The sequence below is a fragment of the Micromonospora parva genome (assembly GCF_040649675.1).
Taxonomy (GTDB): Bacteria; Actinomycetota; Actinomycetes; order Mycobacteriales; family Micromonosporaceae; genus Micromonospora; species Micromonospora parva.
In genome coordinates this window covers 95790-112640 of record NZ_JBEZFX010000008.1, presented here as the reverse complement: position 1 = coordinate 112640, position 16851 = coordinate 95790, and the positions used below count along the sequence as shown (strand labels likewise).

Sequence of the window (16851 nt, the reverse complement as noted above, 5' to 3'; positions counted from 1 at the left end):
CGTGACCGTCAGCACCACATTGAGTCAGACCGCGCTGCTCGTCGAGTTGGAGCCGGTGGTCGCGCGCAACCTCGACCGCCACCTCTCGCTCGCCAAGGAGTGGTTCCCGCACGAGTACGTGCCGTGGAGCGAGGGGCGGACCTTCGACGGGCCGCTCGGCGGCGAGGCGTGGTCGCCGACCGACTCCACCATCCCGGACGTGGCCCGCACCGCGCTGATCGTGAACCTGCTGACCGAGGACAACCTGCCCTCGTACCACCACGAGATCGCCACCCTGTTCGGCCGGGACGGCGCGTGGGGCACCTGGGTGCACCGGTGGACCGCCGAGGAGGGGCGGCACGGCGTCGCGATCCGCGACTACCTGACCGTCACCCGGGCGGTCGACCCGGTGGCGTTGGAGCGGGCCCGGATGACGCACATGTCGGAGGGCTACACCAACGCCCACGGCGACGAGGTGCTGCATTCGCTGGCGTACGTCTCGTTCCAGGAGTTGGCCACCCGCATCTCGCACCGCAACACCGGCAAGGCCACCGGCGACCCGGCCTGCGAGGCGCTGCTGGCGCGGGTGGCGGCCGACGAGAACCTGCACATGGTCTTCTACCGCAACCTGCTCGCCGCCGCGTTCGAGCTGGCCCCGAGTCAGGCCATGCGGGCCGTCGCCGACGTGGTGGCCGACTTCCAGATGCCGGGCAGTGGCATCGACGGCTTCGCCCGCAAGTCGGTGGCGATCGCCCTGGCCGGCATCTACGACCTGCGCCAGCACCGCGACGAGGTGCTGCAGCCGGTCCTGCGCCAGTGGGACGTCTTCAACGTGACCGGCCTCAACGCCGACGGCGAGGCCGCCCGCGAGCAGCTCGCCACCCAGTTGGCGGACCTGGACCGTGCCGCGAGCCGCTTCGAGGAGAAGCGCGACGCCCGAGCCGCCCGCCAAGCCCTCCGCTAACCCCACCCCACCCCCAACCCCCAACCCCCACCCGCCTGGCTCGTGTTGATCAAGAGGTTTCGGTCACCGGAAGCCGGTTTTCTGACGCAAACCTCTTGATCAACGCGCGGTGGGGCGAGGCAGGGGAGGGGCAGGGGGTTAGGGGAGGGGGAGGATTAGGCAGGTGCTGGTGGCGTGGGCTGTCAGGCGGCCGGCGGCGTCGGTGATGCGGGCCTCGGCCAGGGCCGTGCGGCGGCCGCGTTGCAGCACCGTGCCCTCGCAGCGCAGGGTGCCGCTGGCGACGGTGACCGGGCGGAGGAACTTCACGTTGAGGTCCAGCGACGTGTAGCCGACGCCGGCCGGCAGGGTGGTGTGCACGGCGCACGCCGCGGCGGTGTCCAGCAGCGTGGAGAGCACGCCACCGTGGACGCTGCCGAGCGGGTTGTAGTGGAACTCCTGCGGGGTCAGTTCAACCGCGACCCGACCCTCGTCGGCTTCCATCCGGCTCATGTCGAGAAGGTGCATCACCGGCGGCGCGGCCAGTTCACCGGCGATCATCGCCCGGAGCATGTCCAGGCCGCTGCGTCGACCGACCTGGGCGGCGTTGACCGACGGGTCCGCCCAGGTGAAGGTACGGCTGCGCGCTGGTTCCTGCGTCTGCGTCATGGACGCAGCCTGGCAGCCGGTTGCTGAGTCTGTCAACGAGACTTAGCCTGGTCGGATGCGACCCGCGGCTCTGGACTGGTCAGTGGAGAACTGCACCATCGCCCGCGCGATGGAGATCCTCGGTGAGCGGTGGACGCTGGTGGTCCTGCGCGAGGTGTTCACCGGCGTACGCCGCTTCGACGACATGCGGGTGCGGACCGGCATTCCGCGCCAGGTGCTGACCAACCGGCTCGCCAGCCTGGTGGAGCAGGGCGTGCTCAGTCGCGAGCCGTACCGGGAGCCCGGCAGTCGCCTGCGCCACGAGTACCGCCTGACGGAGAAGGGTCTGGACCTGTGGCCGGTGCTGGTCGCCGTCCTCGGCTGGGGTGACCGGTACCTCGCCGACGCGGACGGCCCACCGCTGAGCGTCACCCACCGCGACTGCGGCGCCGAGGTACGCGCCGAGTTGCGCTGCGCCGACGGGCACGACGTCGGTCGGCCACGCGACGTGGTGCCCCGCCCGGGTCCCGGTGCCCGTCGCCGTACCCCCTGACCGACGGCGCCCATCACGCGCCGCGCCCCCACGCGGCCCGCTCATCACGCGGCGCGCTCATCGGGCCGCGCTCATCACCCGGCGCTCGCCGTCGTGCCCGTCGCGGCGGGCGGTGCGCGCCGCGCCCGGTGCGCGGCAACGCATCGATGGTTGTTCACTTCCTGATGGGCCGGGCGTCGGTCGGGTGTGACGGTGCCTGTTCACCAGCGTGTCGAGGGTGTTGCGGCCGTGTGGCCGATCAAGGACGGTGAATTCGGGCGAATCCAAGCCTTGTTAATGATCTTAAGTATGTGAATACTTCAGTCTCAGCCGGCCGGTTTCCCCAGATCGGCCGGGTTGCCCTCGGGTCAGCCGCCCCCGGCGAGACCCGCTCCCCCGCCCAGGAGGTTGTTACATGCGACCCACGAGGTCCTCATTCCGTGTTGCGGCTACCGTCGCCGTTTCCGGAACCCTGGTCGTCGGCTCGCTGATCGGTGCGCCGGCTCAGGCCGCTCCCGCCGCGTCGCCCGATGCCGCCGCCGCGATCGCCGCGGAACTCGGCGACCGCTCCGCCGGCTCGTACATCGACGCCAGCGGCAAGTCCGTCGTCACGGTGACCGACGCGGCCGCCGCCAGCAAGGCCAGCAAGGCCGGCGCCGTCGTCCGCTACGTCACCCGCGGCGCGGCCGAGCTCAACCGGGCCACCGCCGACCTGGAGCGCTCCGCCAAGATCCCCGGCACCGCCTGGTGGAGCGACCCGGTCACCAACCAGGTCGTCGTCTCCGTCGACAGCACCGTCACCGGGGCCAAGCTGGAGCGGGTCAAGGCCGCCGCCGCGCGGGCCAACGGCGCGGTCCGGGTCGAGGCCGAGGCGGGCGTGCTGAGCACCCGCATCTCCGGTGGTCAGGCCATCTACGCCGGTGGCGGCGGGCGTTGCTCGCTCGGCTTCAACGTGCGCAGCGGCAGCACCTACTCGTTCCTGACGGCCGGGCACTGCACCAACATCTCGTCGAGCTGGTACTCGAACTCCGCCCAGACCGCGCTGCTGGGCACCCGTACCGGCACCAGCTTCCCGGGCAACGACTACGGCATCGTGCGGCACAACAACTCGGCCAACGCGGCCGGCAACGTGTCCCTCTACAACGGCAGCTTCCGGGACATCACCGGCGCCGGCAACGCGTCCGTCGGCCAGGCGGTGCAGCGCTCCGGCAGCACCACCGGCCTGCGCAGCGGCTCGGTCACCGCGACCAACGCCACTGTGAACTACGCCGAGGGTTCGGTCTCCGGCCTGATCCGCACCAACGTCTGCGCCGAGCCTGGCGACAGCGGCGGCTCGCTCTTCGCCAACACCACCGCGCTGGGCCTCACCTCCGGTGGTAGCGGCAACTGCCGCACCGGCGGCACGACCTTCTTCCAGCCGGTCACCGAGGCGCTCAGCCGCTACGGCGTCAGCGTCTTCTGATCCACGCACCGCTCGCGGGCCGCCGGAACACTCCGGCGGCCCGCGTCGCGTTCACGGCCACCGGACCCCGCCGACACCGGCGAACGCGTCGGCGGTCAGCCGGGACCGGACGGTCTCGGCAGCAGCCGGGAGAACAGCACGGCGGCCAGCGGTGCGCCCGCCTCGGCGGCCGCCGCCAGCCGCTCGGTCAACCCGATCCACGCCCCGTCGGTGAAGAACTCGACGCCGAACCAGCCGACCAGGCCGAGCAGGACCGCCGCCGCGGCGAGCGCCACCCGGCGTACGGGAGCCGGCCCGTCCTGCGGCGGATGGCGGTGCTCCCGGGCGAGGGGCGACGCGGCGCGACGGGGCACCGCCAGGGCCGGCCAGACGGCCAACGCGCCGAACGCCACCCCGGCGGCCACGACGTGCGTCGTCGAACTGCCCGTCGCGTTCTGCGGGAACACGGCCACCAGCACCGTCGCCAGCCCGCCCAACCCGAGCAGCCCGCGGCCCGCCGGTGCGGCGCTGACCAGGCCGAGCGCGGTCGTCAGGTGACAGAGGCCCAGGCCCGCCAGCCCGATCGTCATGATCCAGCGATGGTCCGCGCCGGTGGCGGCGAGCGCGCTGATGGTCTGCCGCACCGGGTCGAACCCGTCGGCCTGGGCGGCCTGCGCCACCGTCCAGCCGCCGATGAGGAACAGCGGTGCGCCGGCGGCCGACAGCAGAGCCCAACGGGGAACGGCGGACATCGGGCGATCGTAGCGGTGCGACCGGCGCGGTTCCCGGGCCGCGCGGTCCGGGCAGACGGACGACGCCGAGGGCGCCGCCCGTCGACGGGCTGAAGCCCCCGCCGACCACGCGGGGGCAGCGACGCCAGACCGGGGGCGGTGGCGACGCCAGCTCAGGTCCGGCGGCGACTCACGGCAGCCGGTCGGGTCGCCCGGGGGCCGGCCCGCTCGGGGGTCCGAGTGGATCCGGGGGTACGACGCCGATGGTCGGCAGGTCCGGGCCCACCCGTACGGTGCCGTCGGCCGACCAGGCGAGGTGCGCCCGCCGGGCGGAGAGGAGCGCCAGCAGCGGCCAGAGGGAGACCGCCACCGCCGTCACCCGCTCGGCCAATCCGGTGCGGGACCCGCTGGTCACCTCGAACGCGCACCAGCCGAAGAGCGCGAGCAGCACGAGCGTGGCGCTCAACCCCACCGACCGGCGGAACGCCCAGGGTGGCTCCGGCCGGTCGGGGTGTTCGGTGTCGTGGCCGCGCGGCAGCCGCAGTGCCGAACCGGCCGGCCAGAGCACCAGGGCGAGGACGGCCACCGTCGCCGTGACGCCGTGGCTGACCGAGCCGCCGACCGGCGGCCGGGGGAAGGCGACGAGCGCGATGGTGGCCACCCCGCCGATCGCGAGCAGGAAGCGGCTGGGCAGCCCGGCCGCGTGCAGGACGGCGGCGACGGACAGGTAGCAGCAGCCGAGCAGCACCAGGGCCACCACCATGATCCAGGCGTCGGTGGCGTCCTGCCCCGCCAGCTCGCTGATGGTGTCCCGGACCGGGTCGTACCCGACGGGCTGTCGGGCCTGGGCCACTGTCCAACCGGCCACCAGCAACACGGGCGCCGCCGCCCCCGTGGCGACGGCCCAGTTCGGTACGGGCCGCATTTCGCCACGTTAACCGCCGCGGCTGCCGGGGGAGTCGGGTTCGCCGGTCCACCCCACCAGCGAATCGTGCCGGCCTGCCGGGTGCCCGGAGGCGGGGCGGCCACCCCTGACAGAATGCGGGTGAGGACTGTTCCACGATGAGGAGTTGCCAGCCGTGATCCGTACCCACAATGCCGGAAGCCTGCGCGCCGCGGACGCCGGCTCGACGGTGACGCTCGCCGGCTGGGTGGCCCGCCGCCGCGACCACGGCGGGGTCATCTTCGTCGACCTGCGCGACGGTTCCGGTGTTGTCCAGGTGGTGTTCCGCGAGGAGGACGCGCACGCGCTGCGCAACGAGTTCTGCGTGAAGGTCGTCGGCGAGGTGACCCGCCGTCCGGCCGGCAACGAGAACCCGGAGCTGCCCACCGGTGAGGTCGAGGTGACAGCCGCCGAGCTGGAGGTGCTCTCCGAGGCGGCGCCGCTGCCACTGCCGGTGGACGACCAGATCGAGGCCGGCGACGACATCCGACTCCGGTACCGCTACCTGGACCTGCGGCGCAGCGGCCCGGCGAACGCGCTGCGGCTGCGCTCGCGCGCCAGCCAGCTCGCCCGGGGTGTGCTGCACGAGCGGGACTTCCTGGAGATCGAGACCCCGACGCTGACCCGTTCGACGCCCGAGGGCGCCCGCGACTTCCTGGTGCCGGTGCGCCTGCAGCCCGGCAGCTGGTACGCGCTGCCGCAGTCGCCGCAGCTGTTCAAGCAGCTGCTGATGGTCGGCGGCATGGAGCGGTACTACCAGATCGCCCGCTGCTACCGCGACGAGGACTTCCGCGCCGACCGGCAGCCGGAGTTCACCCAGCTCGACATCGAGATGTCGTTCGTCACCGAGGACGACGTGATCGACCTCGGCGAGGCGATCGTCTCGGCGCTGTGGAAGGACCTGGCCGGGCACGAGATCAGCCGGCCGATCCCGCGGATCACCTGGCACGACGCGATGGCCCGGTACGGCTCGGACAAGCCGGACCTGCGCTACGGCGTCGAGCTGACCGAGCTGACCGAGTACCTGCGCGGCACCGAGTTCCGGGTGTTCGCCGGGGCGATCGACGCGGGCGGCTACGTCGGCGCGGTGGTCATGCCGGGCGGCGCGGCGCAGAGCCGCAAGGAGCTGGACGGCTGGCAGGACTGGGCGAAGGCGCGGGGCGCGCGCGGCCTGGCGTACGTGGTGCTGGACGCCGAGACCGGCGAGGCGCGCGGCCCGGTGGCGAAGAACCTCTCCGCCGAGCACCTGGGCGGGCTCGCCGACGCGGTCGGCGCCAAGCCGGGCGACGCGGTCTTCTTCGCGGCGAGCGCCACCACCCGGGAGGCGCAGGAGCTGCTCGGGGCGGCCCGGGTCGAGATCGCCAAGCGGTCCGGCCTGATCGACGAGAGCGCCTGGGCGTTCTGCTGGGTGGTCGACGCGCCGATGTTCGAGCGCACTGACGAGGGTGGCTGGACGGCCGTGCACCACCCGTTCACCTCGCCGAACGCGGATTGGGTGGACCGGTTCGAGGAGGCTCCGGACCGGGCCCTGGCGTACGCGTACGACATCGTCTGCAACGGCAACGAGATCGGCGGCGGGTCGATCCGTATCCACCGGGGTGACGTGCAGAAGCGGGTCTTCGACCTGCTCGGCATCACCGCCGAGGAGGCGCAGGACAAGTTCGGCTTCCTGCTGGAGGCGTTCAAGTACGGCGCCCCGCCGCACGGCGGTATCGCCTTCGGCTGGGACCGGGTCTGCATGTTGCTCGCCGGCGCGGACTCGATCCGTGAGGTCATCGCGTTCCCGAAGACCCGGGGCGGCTTCGACCCGCTGACCAGTGCTCCCACCCCGATCACCGCCCAGCAGCGCGCCGAGGCCGGCATCGACGCCAAGCCCAAGCCGCCCGCGACGGCCCACGCGGGAACGGCCGGCCCCGCAGCCCCGGTAGCCGACCCGGTCTGACCCCCTTCGCGCCGTCGATCATGGGGTTGACGGGCCCGCGCCACGGCGTGTCGCTCGTTAACCTCATGATCGACGTCGGCGGCGGCAGGGGAGTGGGCTGGGATGCGGGTGCTTGTTGTCGGGGGTAGTGGGTTACTCGGGCGGTCGGTTTGTCGGCGGGGCCTCGGGCTTGGTTGGTCCGTTGTTGGGACGTTCTACTCCGGTGAGATCGACGTGCCGGGTGTCGAGGCGCGTCGGCTGGACGTGACCGACCGGGCCGCCGTGCGTGCGCTGGTCGCCCAGGTGCGGCCGGACGCCGTGGTCGGGACCCCCTATCGGTACGAGGACTGGGCGGTCACCGCCGACGGGGCCGCGCACGTGGCGCTCGCCGCCGCCGAGGTGGGTGCCCGGCTGGTGCACCTGTCCAGCGATGCGCTGCACGCCGGACGACCCGTGCCGTACCTCGACGACGAGCCACCCACGCCGGTGCACGCGTACGGGGCTGCGAAGGCCGCCGCCGAGACCGCCGTGCGGGCGATCGACCCCGGCGCGGCGGTGGTGCGGACCTCGCTGATCGTGGGGGAGGGCAGCAAGCAGATCCAGCTCTGCCGGGACGCGCTCGCCGGCCGGGCCACCCTGTTCAGCGACGAGCTGCGCTGCCCGATCGACGTCACCGACCTGGCTGACGCCGTGCTGGAGCTGGTCGTCTCGTCGTACGCCGGTCTGCTCAACGTGGCCGGCGCGGACGCGGTCAGCCGGGTCGAGCTGGGTCTGCTGGTCGCCGAGCGGTACGGCCTGGATCCGGCCGGGTTGAAGAGCACCACCAGCGCGAGCAGCGGTCTGGTCCGTCCCCTTGACGTACGCCTGGACTCCACCCGTGCGGCCGGCCTGCTGCGCACCCGACTGCGCGGGGTACGCGACGTTCTCGCCCGCTGATTGCTGCACACTTCCTATGCACAACTATTGTGCATAGGAAGTGTGCAGAGGTAGTGTGCAGTCATGGAGAACGATGGAGACGCTCCGCGGGCGGCGCTACGTGAGGTCCGCATCGACAAGAGGCAGGTCCGGGTCCTGGCACACCCGCTGCGAATGCGGCTGGTTGGCGCCCTGCGAGTGAAGGGGCCCGCCACCGCCACCACCCTCGCCGAGCTGCTCGGCACCAACACCGGCGCGACCAGCTACCACCTGCGCCAACTCGCCGAGGTCGGGCTCGTCGTCGAGGTTCCCGACCGGGGCAGCGGGCGGCAACGCTGGTGGCAGGCGGCGCACGACGTCACCAACTGGGAGCCGAGCGACTTCGACGACGACCCCGACGCCCGGGCCGCGATCGAGTGGATCCAGGGCGACCAGGTGCGTCTGCTCGCCGAGACCGCCGAGCGCTGGTTCGCCACCCAGCACGAGTGGTCACCCGCCTGGCGGGACGGCTTCGGCATGGGCGACATCTTCATGACCATCCCGCCGGCCCGCCTGGAGGAACTCAAGGCGGAGGTGTGGCAGGTGCTCGAGCGCTACCACCGCGAGGCCGAGCCCGACGCCGCCGCCGACCCGGAGGCCCGCCCGGTGCAGGTCTTCCTGGCCGCCTACCCCCTGCGCGACGGTCTCCAGTGAGCGCGAGGAGTGAGCCGGGTTTGCGAGCCCCGCAGTCGCGAACGGAAGGCGGCTGGGTGAGCGCGAGGAGTGAGCCGGGTCTGCGAGCCCCGCAGTCGCGAACGGAAGGTGGCTGGGTGAGCGCGAGGAGTGAGCCGGTGTTGCGAGCCCCGCAGTCGCTGACGGAGGTGGTGTCATGACCGCGTTGACCGTACGCCAGGTGCGGCGTCGTTACCTCACGCTCTACGGCCTGCGCTGGCTGCCCACCGGTCTGATGATCCCGGTCATGGTCCTGCTGATGCAGGAGCGCGGCCTGTCGCTGCCGCAGATCGGCCTGGTCTATACGGCGCAGGGCCTGCTGGTCCTGGCGCTGGAACTGCCCACCGGCGGTTTCGCCGACGCCCTCGGTCGCCGTCCGGTGCTGATCGTCGCCGGGGCGCTCAGCCTGGTCTCGTTGTCGTTGTTCGCGGTGGCCGACTCGTTCTGGATGTTCTTCCTGGTCTACGCCGTGCAGGGGGTCTACCGGGCGCTGGACAGCGGCCCGCTGGAGTCCTGGTACGTCGACGCCACACTGGCCGCCGACCCGACCGCCGAGTACGAGCGGGGCCTCGGGCACGCGGGCGCCGTCTCCGGTGCGGCGATCGGCGGCGGCGCGCTGATCGGCGGTGGCCTCGTCGCGCTGGGCCCGATGGGACCGATCAGCGCGCTCACCGTGCCCGTGCTGGCCGCGATCGTCGCGCAGGCGCTCGCGCTGGTCGCGTTGCTCGCCCTGCTGGTCGAGCGGCGGCAGGCCACCGGATTCGTCGCCGTGCGGGCCTCGGTGGCCCAGGCGCCCCGGATGATCGGCGAGGCGATCGGGCTGCTGCGCCGGAACCGGGTACTGCTCGCGCTGGTGTCGGTCGAGCTGTTCTGGGGCTTCGGCATGATCACCTTCGAGTCGTTGCTGCCGGTACGACTCGCCGAGGTGGTCGGCGACCCGGAACGCGCCGCCGCCCTGCTCGGGCCGGCCAGCTCGGCCGCCTGGCTCGCCTCAGCTGCCGGTGCGGCGCTGACCCCGCTGCTGCTGCGCTGGTTCGGCGCGGCACCCAGTGCGGCCCTGCTGCGCATCCTCCAGGGTGTGACGGTGGTCGGGATGGGGCTGTTCGCCGGGCCGGTCGGCGTGCTGATCGCGTATCTGGCCTGCTACAGCGTGCACGGCGCGTCCAACCCGCTGCACAGTGGGCTGCTGCACCGGCAGGTCGACGGCCCGTACCGGACCAGCGTGCTCTCGCTGAACTCGATGATGGCGCAGCCGGCCGCCGCGCTCGGCGGGGTGGTGCTCACCGCGCTCGCCGCCAGCACCAGCATCAGCACCGCGATGGTGGTCGGCGCTGTGGTGTTGGCCGTCGCCGCCCCGCTCTACCTGCCCGCCTGGCTTGCCGGCCGTCGGGCCGTCCCGGCCGTCGAGCCGACCGCGGTCCCGGTACCCGCCGCCGACCGTTAGCGACGATCCCTCGCCTGGCCGGCCGAAACGCCGGTCAGGCGAGGCGGATCGAGCTGAGCGGCAGGGTGTGGGTGAAGCCGAGCCGACGGTAGAGCCGGGCCGCGCCGACGTTGTGGGTGTAGACGCCGAGCCCCACGGTGTCGTGGCGCGCCAGCAGCGCCCGGGTCATCCCCGCGGTCAGGGACGCGCCCAGCCCTCGACCCCGTTGGTCGGGGGCGACGGTCAGGCCGGCGAGGAAGCCGATGTCACCCTGGCTGCGGTCCGCGCCGCACGCCACCAACCGGTCGCCGGCCCGGATGCCGTACCAGTCCACCACCCGTGGGTCTCCCGGGCGGGAGGTGCTGCTGGGGAACGACTGTTCGACCAGCGCCGCCAGCGCCGGCTGGTCGGCGTCGGTGAGGCGTACCACCGACTGCTCGTCCGGCTGCGTCGGCGGCGACGCGTCGGTCCAGTGGAAGTCCCAGTCGCTGTGCTCGGCCACCGCCAACCGGTCGGCCAGCAGAGCGCGATCGTGTCGCGGCAGGTGCAGCCGTTGTCCGGGCTGGAGCAACCCGTCGGCGGCGAGCGCGACACAGATCTCCAGCGCCGGTTCGGCCGGGCCGATCGCGCAGCCGACCGGTCCGTGCTCGGGCGGGACCAGCCACAGCACGGCGCCATCGCGCCGGTACGCGCGGGCCGGCACGGCCCCCCGGAGCGCGTGCCGGGCGAACGGGTGATGGCCGACGGCGGCCAGGATGGCGCTCCGGTCCTGGAGCCCCCGGTCGTCGATGATCATGCGGTTCAGCCTAGGAGGCCGGGGGTGGAACGTCCGCGCCGGGCCGGCGCGGGGTAGCCACCTCCACCGTGGAGATTGGCGAGTCGACCGATTGGGTACATCACGCGCCGACCTACTGGGAACCCCCACCGGAGGACCGACATGCTCGCCATTCTCGCGGCCATCGTCTTTGGCTTTGCCCTGCTGCTCGACCTGCTCGACACCAACTTCGGCGCACCCGACCTGTTCAACTGGAACACCCTGGTGCTCATCGGACTACTCCTGCTCTCGCTCTACCTGGCCGGCGTGGGCAGCGGCCCGCGCGGCGGTGGCGGCGGTGGCGGTGGCCGCTGGTACCGGGGTCGTCGCCCCGGGCGTGGCTGACCGGAACCGATCACTGGCAGCGGGCCCACGGCGCGATTCCGGCGTCGTGGGCCCGGCCCGGTACTGTCTTCGTGATGGAGTCCGACGCCCTCTTCTCCCTCGGTGAACCGACCGGGTCGCGCAGCGCGCCCGACGGTCCCGCCGGTGTCGACGGCTTCACCGCGGTGGCCGACGATTCGCCCCTGCCGGTCCGGATGCGCCCGGTCACCCTCGACGAGTTGGTCGGGCAGGAGCACCTGCTCGCTCCCGGTGCACCGCTGCGGCAACTGGTCTCCGGCGGGGCGCCGATGTCGGTGATCCTCTGGGGTCCGCCGGGCAGCGGCAAGACCACCATCGCGCACCTGGTGGCCGGGGCCACCGACCGCCGCTTCGTGGCCATGTCGGCGCTCTCCGCCGGGGTGAAGGACGTCCGGGCGGTGATCGAGACGGCCCGCCGCCAGCGCCGTTCCGGCGGCCCGCAGACAGTGCTCTTCATCGACGAGGTGCACCGGTTCAGCAAGACCCAACAGGATTCGCTGCTCGCCGCCGTCGAGGACCGCACTGTCACCCTCCTGGCGGCGACCACCGAGAACCCGTACTTCTCGGTCATCTCACCGTTGCTGTCGCGGTGCGTGCTGCTCACCCTGCAACCGTTGGACGACGAGGCGGTGCGGGGCCTGCTGCGCCGCGCGGTCGCCGACAAGCGCGGCCTGGACGGTGCGCTGACCCTCACCACCGAGGCCGAGGACCACCTGGTCCGGCTGGCCGCCGGTGACGTCCGCAAGGCCCTTACCGCCCTGGAGGCGGCGGCGGCCTCCGCCACGGCCCTCGGCGGCGGGCGGATCGACCTGGCCACCGCCGAGCAGGCGGTCGACGTGGCGGCGGTGCGCTACGACCGCGACGGCGACGCCCACTACGACGTGGTCAGCGCCTTCATCAAGAGCATGCGCGGCTCGGACGTGGACGCCGCGGTGCACTGGCTGGCCCGCATGCTGGTCGCCGGTGAGGACGCCCGCTTCATCGCCCGTCGCCTGGTCATCTTCGCCAGCGAGGACGTGGGCATGGCCGACCCGACCGCGTTGAGCGTCGCCACCGCCGCCGCGCACGCTGTCGAGTACGTGGGCCTGCCCGAAGCGCAGCTCAACCTGGCCCAGGCGGTGATCCACCTGGCCACCGCGCCGAAGTCGAACTCGGCCACCACCGCCATCGGCGCCGCGATCGCCGACGTCCGGGCCGGTCGCGGTGGCCCGGTGCCCCGGGGGCTGCGCGACGCGCACTACGCCGGTGCGCGTGGGTTGGGCCACGGGACCGGCTACCGCTACCCGCACGACGACCAGCGCGGCGTGGTCACCCAGCAGTACGTTCCGGACGACCTGGTGGGCACCGACTACTACCAGCCCAGCCCACACGGCGCGGAGCGGTCGGTGGCCGGCCGGCTGCCGCTGCTGCGCCGGATCGTGCGTGGTCTGCCGGCCCCGGCCGCGCGGCCGACGCCGGCATCCGAGCCGTCCGTAACGGCGCAGAACGCGCCAGCGCTATCCCCGGGGGTCGCCCGTCCGACGACGGACACGGGTGCCCCCGGCATGATGCAGGACAGCGGCACCGACGCCGCAGGAGAGGGTCAACAGTGAGATCGCGTGGTGGGGACCGCCCGGACGAGGGCCCGGACGAGCGGCGCGATCCGCGTGCCAAGACCCGCCGGTGGGGTCGTGGCCGGGCGGCCGAGCCGGAGCCGGAGGAGCCGGTCGCCGGCGAGGAGTTCGGCTGGATCGACGACCTGCGCTCGGCCAAGCAGCAACGCACCGAGCTGGGCCCGGACGGCGCACCGGCGGAGCCGAACCGCCCCCGGGGCGGCATGCCGCCCGCAGACCCGGCCGGGCCGCCGGCCCAGGCCGCCCCGCGTACGCCGGCAGAGCCGCCCGGTGCGCGCGGCGGTGGGCCGGAGGCCTCGGCGCCGCCGACCCCGCGTCAGGGTGAGCCGGGCGTCGCCGCCCGTCGACCGGTCGACGGCCCCTGGCCGGGGGAGACGCCGCCAGCGGGCCGCCGCCCGGATGACCGGCCATCCGCCCCGGTCCCCGGCGCACCCGGGCAGCCACCGCGCCGAGGCGTGCAGCCGGTGCCGGGCGCCCGCGCCGCCGTACCGCCGTCTCCACCCACCGCCCGCCCGGGCGGGGGTGACCCGACCGGCCCGCAGGGGCCTCGCCCGGCACCCGACGTGCCCGGCGGCCCGGCTCGTTCTCGCGGTGCGGCGGCCCCTCCGGGCCCACCCGTGGGCCCACCGGTCTCCGGCGCGCCGGCCGGTCGTCGTCCGGACGCCGCTGTGGCGCCGGGCCGTCGTCCGGACACCGCCGGGCCCGGCGGACATCCCGACGCGATGCCGCCGCTGCGCCGTCCGGACGCCGGCCCGCCGGTCCGCCGACCCGGCCCGGAGCAGCCGGTCGAACCTGGCCGTGCCCGGCCGACCGCCGACGGCATGCCCGCCGGTCGACGTGCCGCCGGCCCGACACCCGACCCGGCGCGGGCCGCCGGAGCACCCACCGCTGGCGGGCCGACCCGCTTCGACGGCGCGCCGGTTGGCGCGGTGCCGCCGACCGTGGACGGCCCGCGGCCCGACCCCGCCGTTGATCTTGGGCCGCGCGCCGCCCGGCGTCGTCCGGGCCCGGGCGACCCCGGCGCCCCCGAGCCCGTCGAACGGCCCGCCGCCGAACGTCCCCGTCCGGCAGCCGGCGGGCGTCGCCGCGCCGCGGAACCCGACGAGCCAGCGGTGCCCCGCTCGGGCAACGCGCCACCGGTGCCCCGTGCGGGCGAGGCGCCACCGGTGCCCCGCTCCGGAAACGCGCCGCCCGTGCCCCGTGCGGGCGAGGCGCCGCCCGGGCCCCGCTCGGGCAGCGCGTCGTCGATGCCCGAGGCGCCCGGCGCACACAGCGGCGCCCATCCCACCGTGAGCCCCGCCGACGGCACCGGTCGGCGTCGGGTCGTCTCCGACGAACCGGAACGCCGAACGCCACCCGGTGGCGAACCCCGCGTGGACCGGCCGGAGCGGCCGGCGGACTGGCTGCGCCAGGCCGGCCGGCTGCCGCACACCGACCCGGGCCTGCCGGTGGTCAACCGCCGCGAGGGCAGCCCGCCGGCCGGAAGTCGCCGTCCGGCGTCGCCCACCGGGCCGGGAGAGCACGCCGACCAGGCGTCCGGTCGCCTCGCCGTGCCGGACCCGGCCGCCGACCGCACCGCCGCTCGCCGGCCCGCCGGCCCGCCGGTCGACCCGGGCGCCGACGCACCGACCGGTCGTCGCGCCGTCCGGCCCGATCCGCTGGGGTCCACCGGAGAGCAGGCGTCGCCCTATCCGCCGGCCCCCGGCGAGCGGACCGCCCGTGGTCGGGGCGCCGCGGCCGTACCCACTCCCGACCCCACCGTCCGGCGTGGCCGGGCCGCGGCGGGGCCCGGTCCGGACGCACCGCCCACGGCGGACCCGACCGGCCGCCGACGTCGTCCGGCAGCCGAGCCCGGCCCCGACGGTACGGCCGGTCCCGGTCGACCCGGGCCGGCCAACGACACCGGCGAGGACCCCTACGGCGGTGGGCGACCCGCCCCCGGCGTCGGTCCCGCCGCTCGGGGCGCCGCCCGCTCCACCCCACCCGGCCGGGCGAGGCCCATCCCCGGCGACGCGCCGGCACCCGGCAGCGGGCGTCGGGGCGTTGACGGCCCAGCGCGCCCCGGCCCGGGTGTCGAGGCGGCCCCCCGGGACGCGACCCGTCCGGACGGTCCGGCCCGTGCGGCGGTGCCGCCGGGCGTGGATGGTCCGCCACGGTCACGTCCCGACGGTCCTGCTCGCGCGGCGGTGCCGCCGGGCGTGGACGGTCCGCCACGCTCACGTCCCGACGGTCCGGCTCGCGCCGCCGTCCGTCCCCCCGGTGTGCAGCCGCCCACCGACGAGCGGACCACCGGTGAGCCGGGGCCGGCGGGTCCGGCCCGTGGCGGTGCGTCGGTGGGCCGACCCGCGCCGGCCGACCGTGCCGCCGGGCGGGCCCTGCCCCCGCATCGGGAGCCCGGCCGTGCCGAGCCGAGCGGTGTCGCGCCGGTGCCGCCGCCCGGACGTGCCGGTGAGCCCGTCGGCGTGGCGCGCGCCGCCGTGGTGGTGCCCTCCGCGTCCGGTCCGGTCGACCGGCCGGCGCCGGAGCCCACCGACGGACCGGCGCTGCGCGCGGCTGGCCAGGACGTGCCGGACGACGACGCCGCGCCGGGTGCCCGTTCCGAGGAACGCCGGCAGACCCGGGAACGACGCCGCCTCCGCGCGGCGGTGTTGGTGCTGGTCAGTGTCGTGCTGCTCGGCGCGGTGCCGCTCTTCTTCGGCCTCCGGACGCTGAGCCGTGACCCGGTCTTCGACAACCTGGACCAGCTCAACGTGCCCGGTTGGGCGGCCGCGAAGACCGTCGACGACGTCAGCGGCAGCCGGTGGTGCCTGATCGACTGCCGGTTGCGGGAGCGGACCGTGACCTCGGAGAAGGCGCCCGAGGAGACTGCGCGGGTCTACGAGGACGCGCTGCGTGCGGACGGGTGGCGGCCGTGGAAGGTGAGCCGCTGCCCGGAGCAGCAGACGAAGGGCAGCTACACCTGCTGGCGTCGCGACGAGCTGACCCTCGACCTGTGGGTCCGCGAGCCGACCTGCGTGCCACCGCCGGTGGACGGCGAGCCGGCAGTCGTGCCGTCCGGTGACCCGTCGGCCGCTGCGACCGAGTGCACCGGCTCGTTGGTGTCGGTGAAGGTGCGCAATGCGATCGACGACGAGCGGACCAGGCCGCAGCCGACCACCGACCCGTCACTGACCGGTGAGGATCCGTTCCCCACTGTCAGTGCGGATCCGCTGGGCGAGCTGACACCCTCACCGTCCTGAGCCGGTCTCCATCACGGACGGTAGGGTCTGGGGCTGGCGGGCACGCCCGCCGTCGGTCAACGCCGACGGCTCGGCGGCCGGCCCGGGTGTCATGGTGGTGCGTTCCGAGGACGTCGGGTCCTGCGGAACTCTGCATGAGGAGGACAGGCATGGGCGACATTGGAGCGATCGCGGCGCTGATCGCGGCATCCGCGTTCGCGGTGCTGGTGCTCATCCTGACGCTGCCCATCCTGCGGCTGCGGCACACGGTTGACGCCACCACCCGCATGATCAACGACCTCAACGATCGGACGGCGCCGCTGCTCGGCGACGTGAACACCACTGTGAAGAACGTCAACACCGCGCTGGAGCAGGTGCAGACCTCGCTCGACGGGGTGAACCTGCAGTTGGCGAAGGTCGACACCATGACCAGCCACGCGCAGAACGTCACCGCCAACGTCGCCAACCTGGCCACCGTCGTCTCCGCCGCGGCTGCCAACCCGTTGGTCAAGGTGGCCGCGTTCGGCTACGGCGTGCGGAAGGCCGCCGCCGGCCGCCGGCACGCCGAGACCGAGCGCCAGGTGCGCGACACCATCAAGCAGCAGCGACGGGCCGCGCGACGCGGCAACAGCTGACCGGCCGGACCAGGGGGTAGCGGG

The 16851-nt window shown here is 74.3% G+C and carries 14 protein-coding genes and 1 pseudogene; 11 read left to right on the top strand and 4 right to left on the bottom strand.

Going from position 1 to position 16851, the window contains the following annotated elements; translation table 11 throughout:
• Nucleotide 1 precedes the first annotated feature (1 nt).
• Nucleotides 2-943 carry an acyl-ACP desaturase gene (locus AB0C03_RS20940; protein WP_030336979.1) on the top strand — a complete coding sequence of 314 codons (942 nt, stop codon included), beginning with the start codon at nt 2-4 and terminating at the stop codon, nt 941-943.
• Between the two features lie 138 nt (nt 944-1081).
• Here AB0C03_RS20940 and AB0C03_RS20935 read toward each other — a convergent pair whose 3' ends face one another.
• Nucleotides 1082-1588 carry a PaaI family thioesterase gene (locus AB0C03_RS20935; RefSeq protein WP_357638451.1) on the bottom strand — a complete coding sequence of 169 codons (507 nt, stop codon included), beginning with the start codon at nt 1586-1588 and terminating at the stop codon, nt 1082-1084.
• Nucleotides 1589-1643: 55 nt separating this feature from the next.
• On the opposite strand from AB0C03_RS20935, the gene AB0C03_RS20930 reads away from it, so the two are divergent.
• Nucleotides 1644-2120, top strand: coding sequence for a winged helix-turn-helix transcriptional regulator (locus AB0C03_RS20930; RefSeq protein WP_357638449.1), 477 nt, complete (start codon nt 1644-1646; stop codon nt 2118-2120).
• A 394-nt stretch (nt 2121-2514) separates the two neighbouring features.
• Nucleotides 2515-3561, top strand: a complete 1047-nt coding sequence (locus AB0C03_RS20925; protein ID WP_030335581.1) for a S1 family peptidase — start codon at nt 2515-2517, stop codon at nt 3559-3561.
• A gap of 95 nt (nt 3562-3656) precedes the next feature.
• On the opposite strand, the gene AB0C03_RS20920 is transcribed toward AB0C03_RS20925, so the two are convergent.
• Complete coding sequence (locus AB0C03_RS20920) at nt 3657-4292, bottom strand: DUF998 domain-containing protein (protein ID WP_357638447.1); 636 nt, start codon at nt 4290-4292, stop codon at nt 3657-3659.
• Nucleotides 4293-4461: 169 nt separating this feature from the next.
• Nucleotides 4462-5196, bottom strand: coding sequence for a DUF998 domain-containing protein (locus tag AB0C03_RS20915; RefSeq protein ID WP_210867098.1), 735 nt, complete (start codon nt 5194-5196; stop codon nt 4462-4464).
• Between the two features lie 154 nt (nt 5197-5350).
• Between AB0C03_RS20915 and aspS the strand changes: the two genes are divergently transcribed.
• The 4 genes and pseudogenes from aspS to AB0C03_RS20895 form a co-directional block, all read left to right on the top strand.
• Complete coding sequence (gene aspS, locus AB0C03_RS20910) at nt 5351-7156, top strand: aspartate--tRNA ligase (protein ID WP_210867097.1); 1806 nt, start codon at nt 5351-5353, stop codon at nt 7154-7156.
• A gap of 102 nt (nt 7157-7258) precedes the next feature.
• A complete protein-coding gene (locus tag AB0C03_RS20905; protein ID WP_030335590.1) occupies nt 7259-8071 on the top strand; it encodes an SDR family oxidoreductase in 813 nt (270 codons plus the stop codon).
• 63 nt (nt 8072-8134) lie between these two features.
• Entirely contained in the window at nt 8135-8743 is a 609-nt protein-coding gene (locus AB0C03_RS20900; protein ID WP_030335592.1) for an ArsR/SmtB family transcription factor, read from the top strand.
• Nucleotides 8744-8918: 175 nt separating this feature from the next.
• A pseudogene (locus AB0C03_RS20895) lies at nt 8919-10239 on the top strand (MFS transporter); the annotation flags it as partial.
• On the opposite strand, the gene AB0C03_RS20890 reads toward AB0C03_RS20895, so the two are convergent.
• Nucleotides 10240-10980 (bottom strand): GNAT family N-acetyltransferase, encoded by a 741-nt coding sequence (locus AB0C03_RS20890; protein WP_357638442.1) that lies wholly within the window; start codon nt 10978-10980, stop codon nt 10240-10242. It abuts the pseudogene before it with no gap.
• A 141-nt stretch (nt 10981-11121) separates the two neighbouring features.
• On the opposite strand from AB0C03_RS20890, the gene AB0C03_RS20885 reads away from it, so the two are divergent.
• The 4 genes from AB0C03_RS20885 to AB0C03_RS20870 all read left to right on the top strand — a co-directional run bounded on the left by AB0C03_RS20885 (nt 11122) and on the right by AB0C03_RS20870 (nt 16827).
• A complete protein-coding gene (locus AB0C03_RS20885) occupies nt 11122-11343 on the top strand; it encodes a hypothetical protein (protein WP_030335598.1) in 222 nt (73 codons plus the stop codon).
• A 74-nt stretch (nt 11344-11417) separates the two neighbouring features.
• Nucleotides 11418-12953, top strand: a complete 1536-nt coding sequence (locus tag AB0C03_RS20880) for a replication-associated recombination protein A (RefSeq protein ID WP_030335599.1) — start codon at nt 11418-11420, stop codon at nt 12951-12953.
• A gap of 2585 nt (nt 12954-15538) precedes the next feature.
• A complete protein-coding gene (locus tag AB0C03_RS20875; protein ID WP_210857835.1) occupies nt 15539-16213 on the top strand; it encodes a hypothetical protein in 675 nt (224 codons plus the stop codon).
• A 149-nt stretch (nt 16214-16362) separates the two neighbouring features.
• Nucleotides 16363-16827 (top strand): DUF948 domain-containing protein, encoded by a 465-nt coding sequence (locus tag AB0C03_RS20870; protein ID WP_030335603.1) that lies wholly within the window; start codon nt 16363-16365, stop codon nt 16825-16827.
• Nucleotides 16828-16851 lie beyond the last annotated feature (24 nt).

Excerpts from the sequence above, each read along its gene's own strand:
- AB0C03_RS20935 (WP_357638451.1), bottom strand. The coding sequence starts at position 1,588 with ATGACGCAGACGCAGGAACCAGCGCGCAGCCGTACCTTCACCTGGGCG.
- AB0C03_RS20930 (WP_357638449.1), top strand. The coding sequence starts at position 1,644 with ATGCGACCCGCGGCTCTGGACTGGTCAGTGGAGAACTGCACCATCGCC.
- AB0C03_RS20925 (WP_030335581.1), top strand. The coding sequence starts at position 2,515 with ATGCGACCCACGAGGTCCTCATTCCGTGTTGCGGCTACCGTCGCCGTT.
- AB0C03_RS20920 (WP_357638447.1), bottom strand. The coding sequence starts at position 4,292 with ATGTCCGCCGTTCCCCGTTGGGCTCTGCTGTCGGCCGCCGGCGCACCG.
- AB0C03_RS20915 (WP_210867098.1), bottom strand. The coding sequence starts at position 5,196 with ATGCGGCCCGTACCGAACTGGGCCGTCGCCACGGGGGCGGCGGCGCCC.
- AB0C03_RS20905 (WP_030335590.1), top strand. The coding sequence starts at position 7,259 with ATGCGGGTGCTTGTTGTCGGGGGTAGTGGGTTACTCGGGCGGTCGGTT.
- AB0C03_RS20900 (WP_030335592.1), top strand. The coding sequence starts at position 8,135 with ATGGAGAACGATGGAGACGCTCCGCGGGCGGCGCTACGTGAGGTCCGC.
- AB0C03_RS20890 (WP_357638442.1), bottom strand. The coding sequence starts at position 10,980 with ATGATCATCGACGACCGGGGGCTCCAGGACCGGAGCGCCATCCTGGCC.
- AB0C03_RS20885 (WP_030335598.1), top strand. The coding sequence starts at position 11,122 with ATGCTCGCCATTCTCGCGGCCATCGTCTTTGGCTTTGCCCTGCTGCTC.
- AB0C03_RS20880 (WP_030335599.1), top strand. The coding sequence starts at position 11,418 with ATGGAGTCCGACGCCCTCTTCTCCCTCGGTGAACCGACCGGGTCGCGC.
- AB0C03_RS20870 (WP_030335603.1), top strand. The coding sequence starts at position 16,363 with ATGGGCGACATTGGAGCGATCGCGGCGCTGATCGCGGCATCCGCGTTC.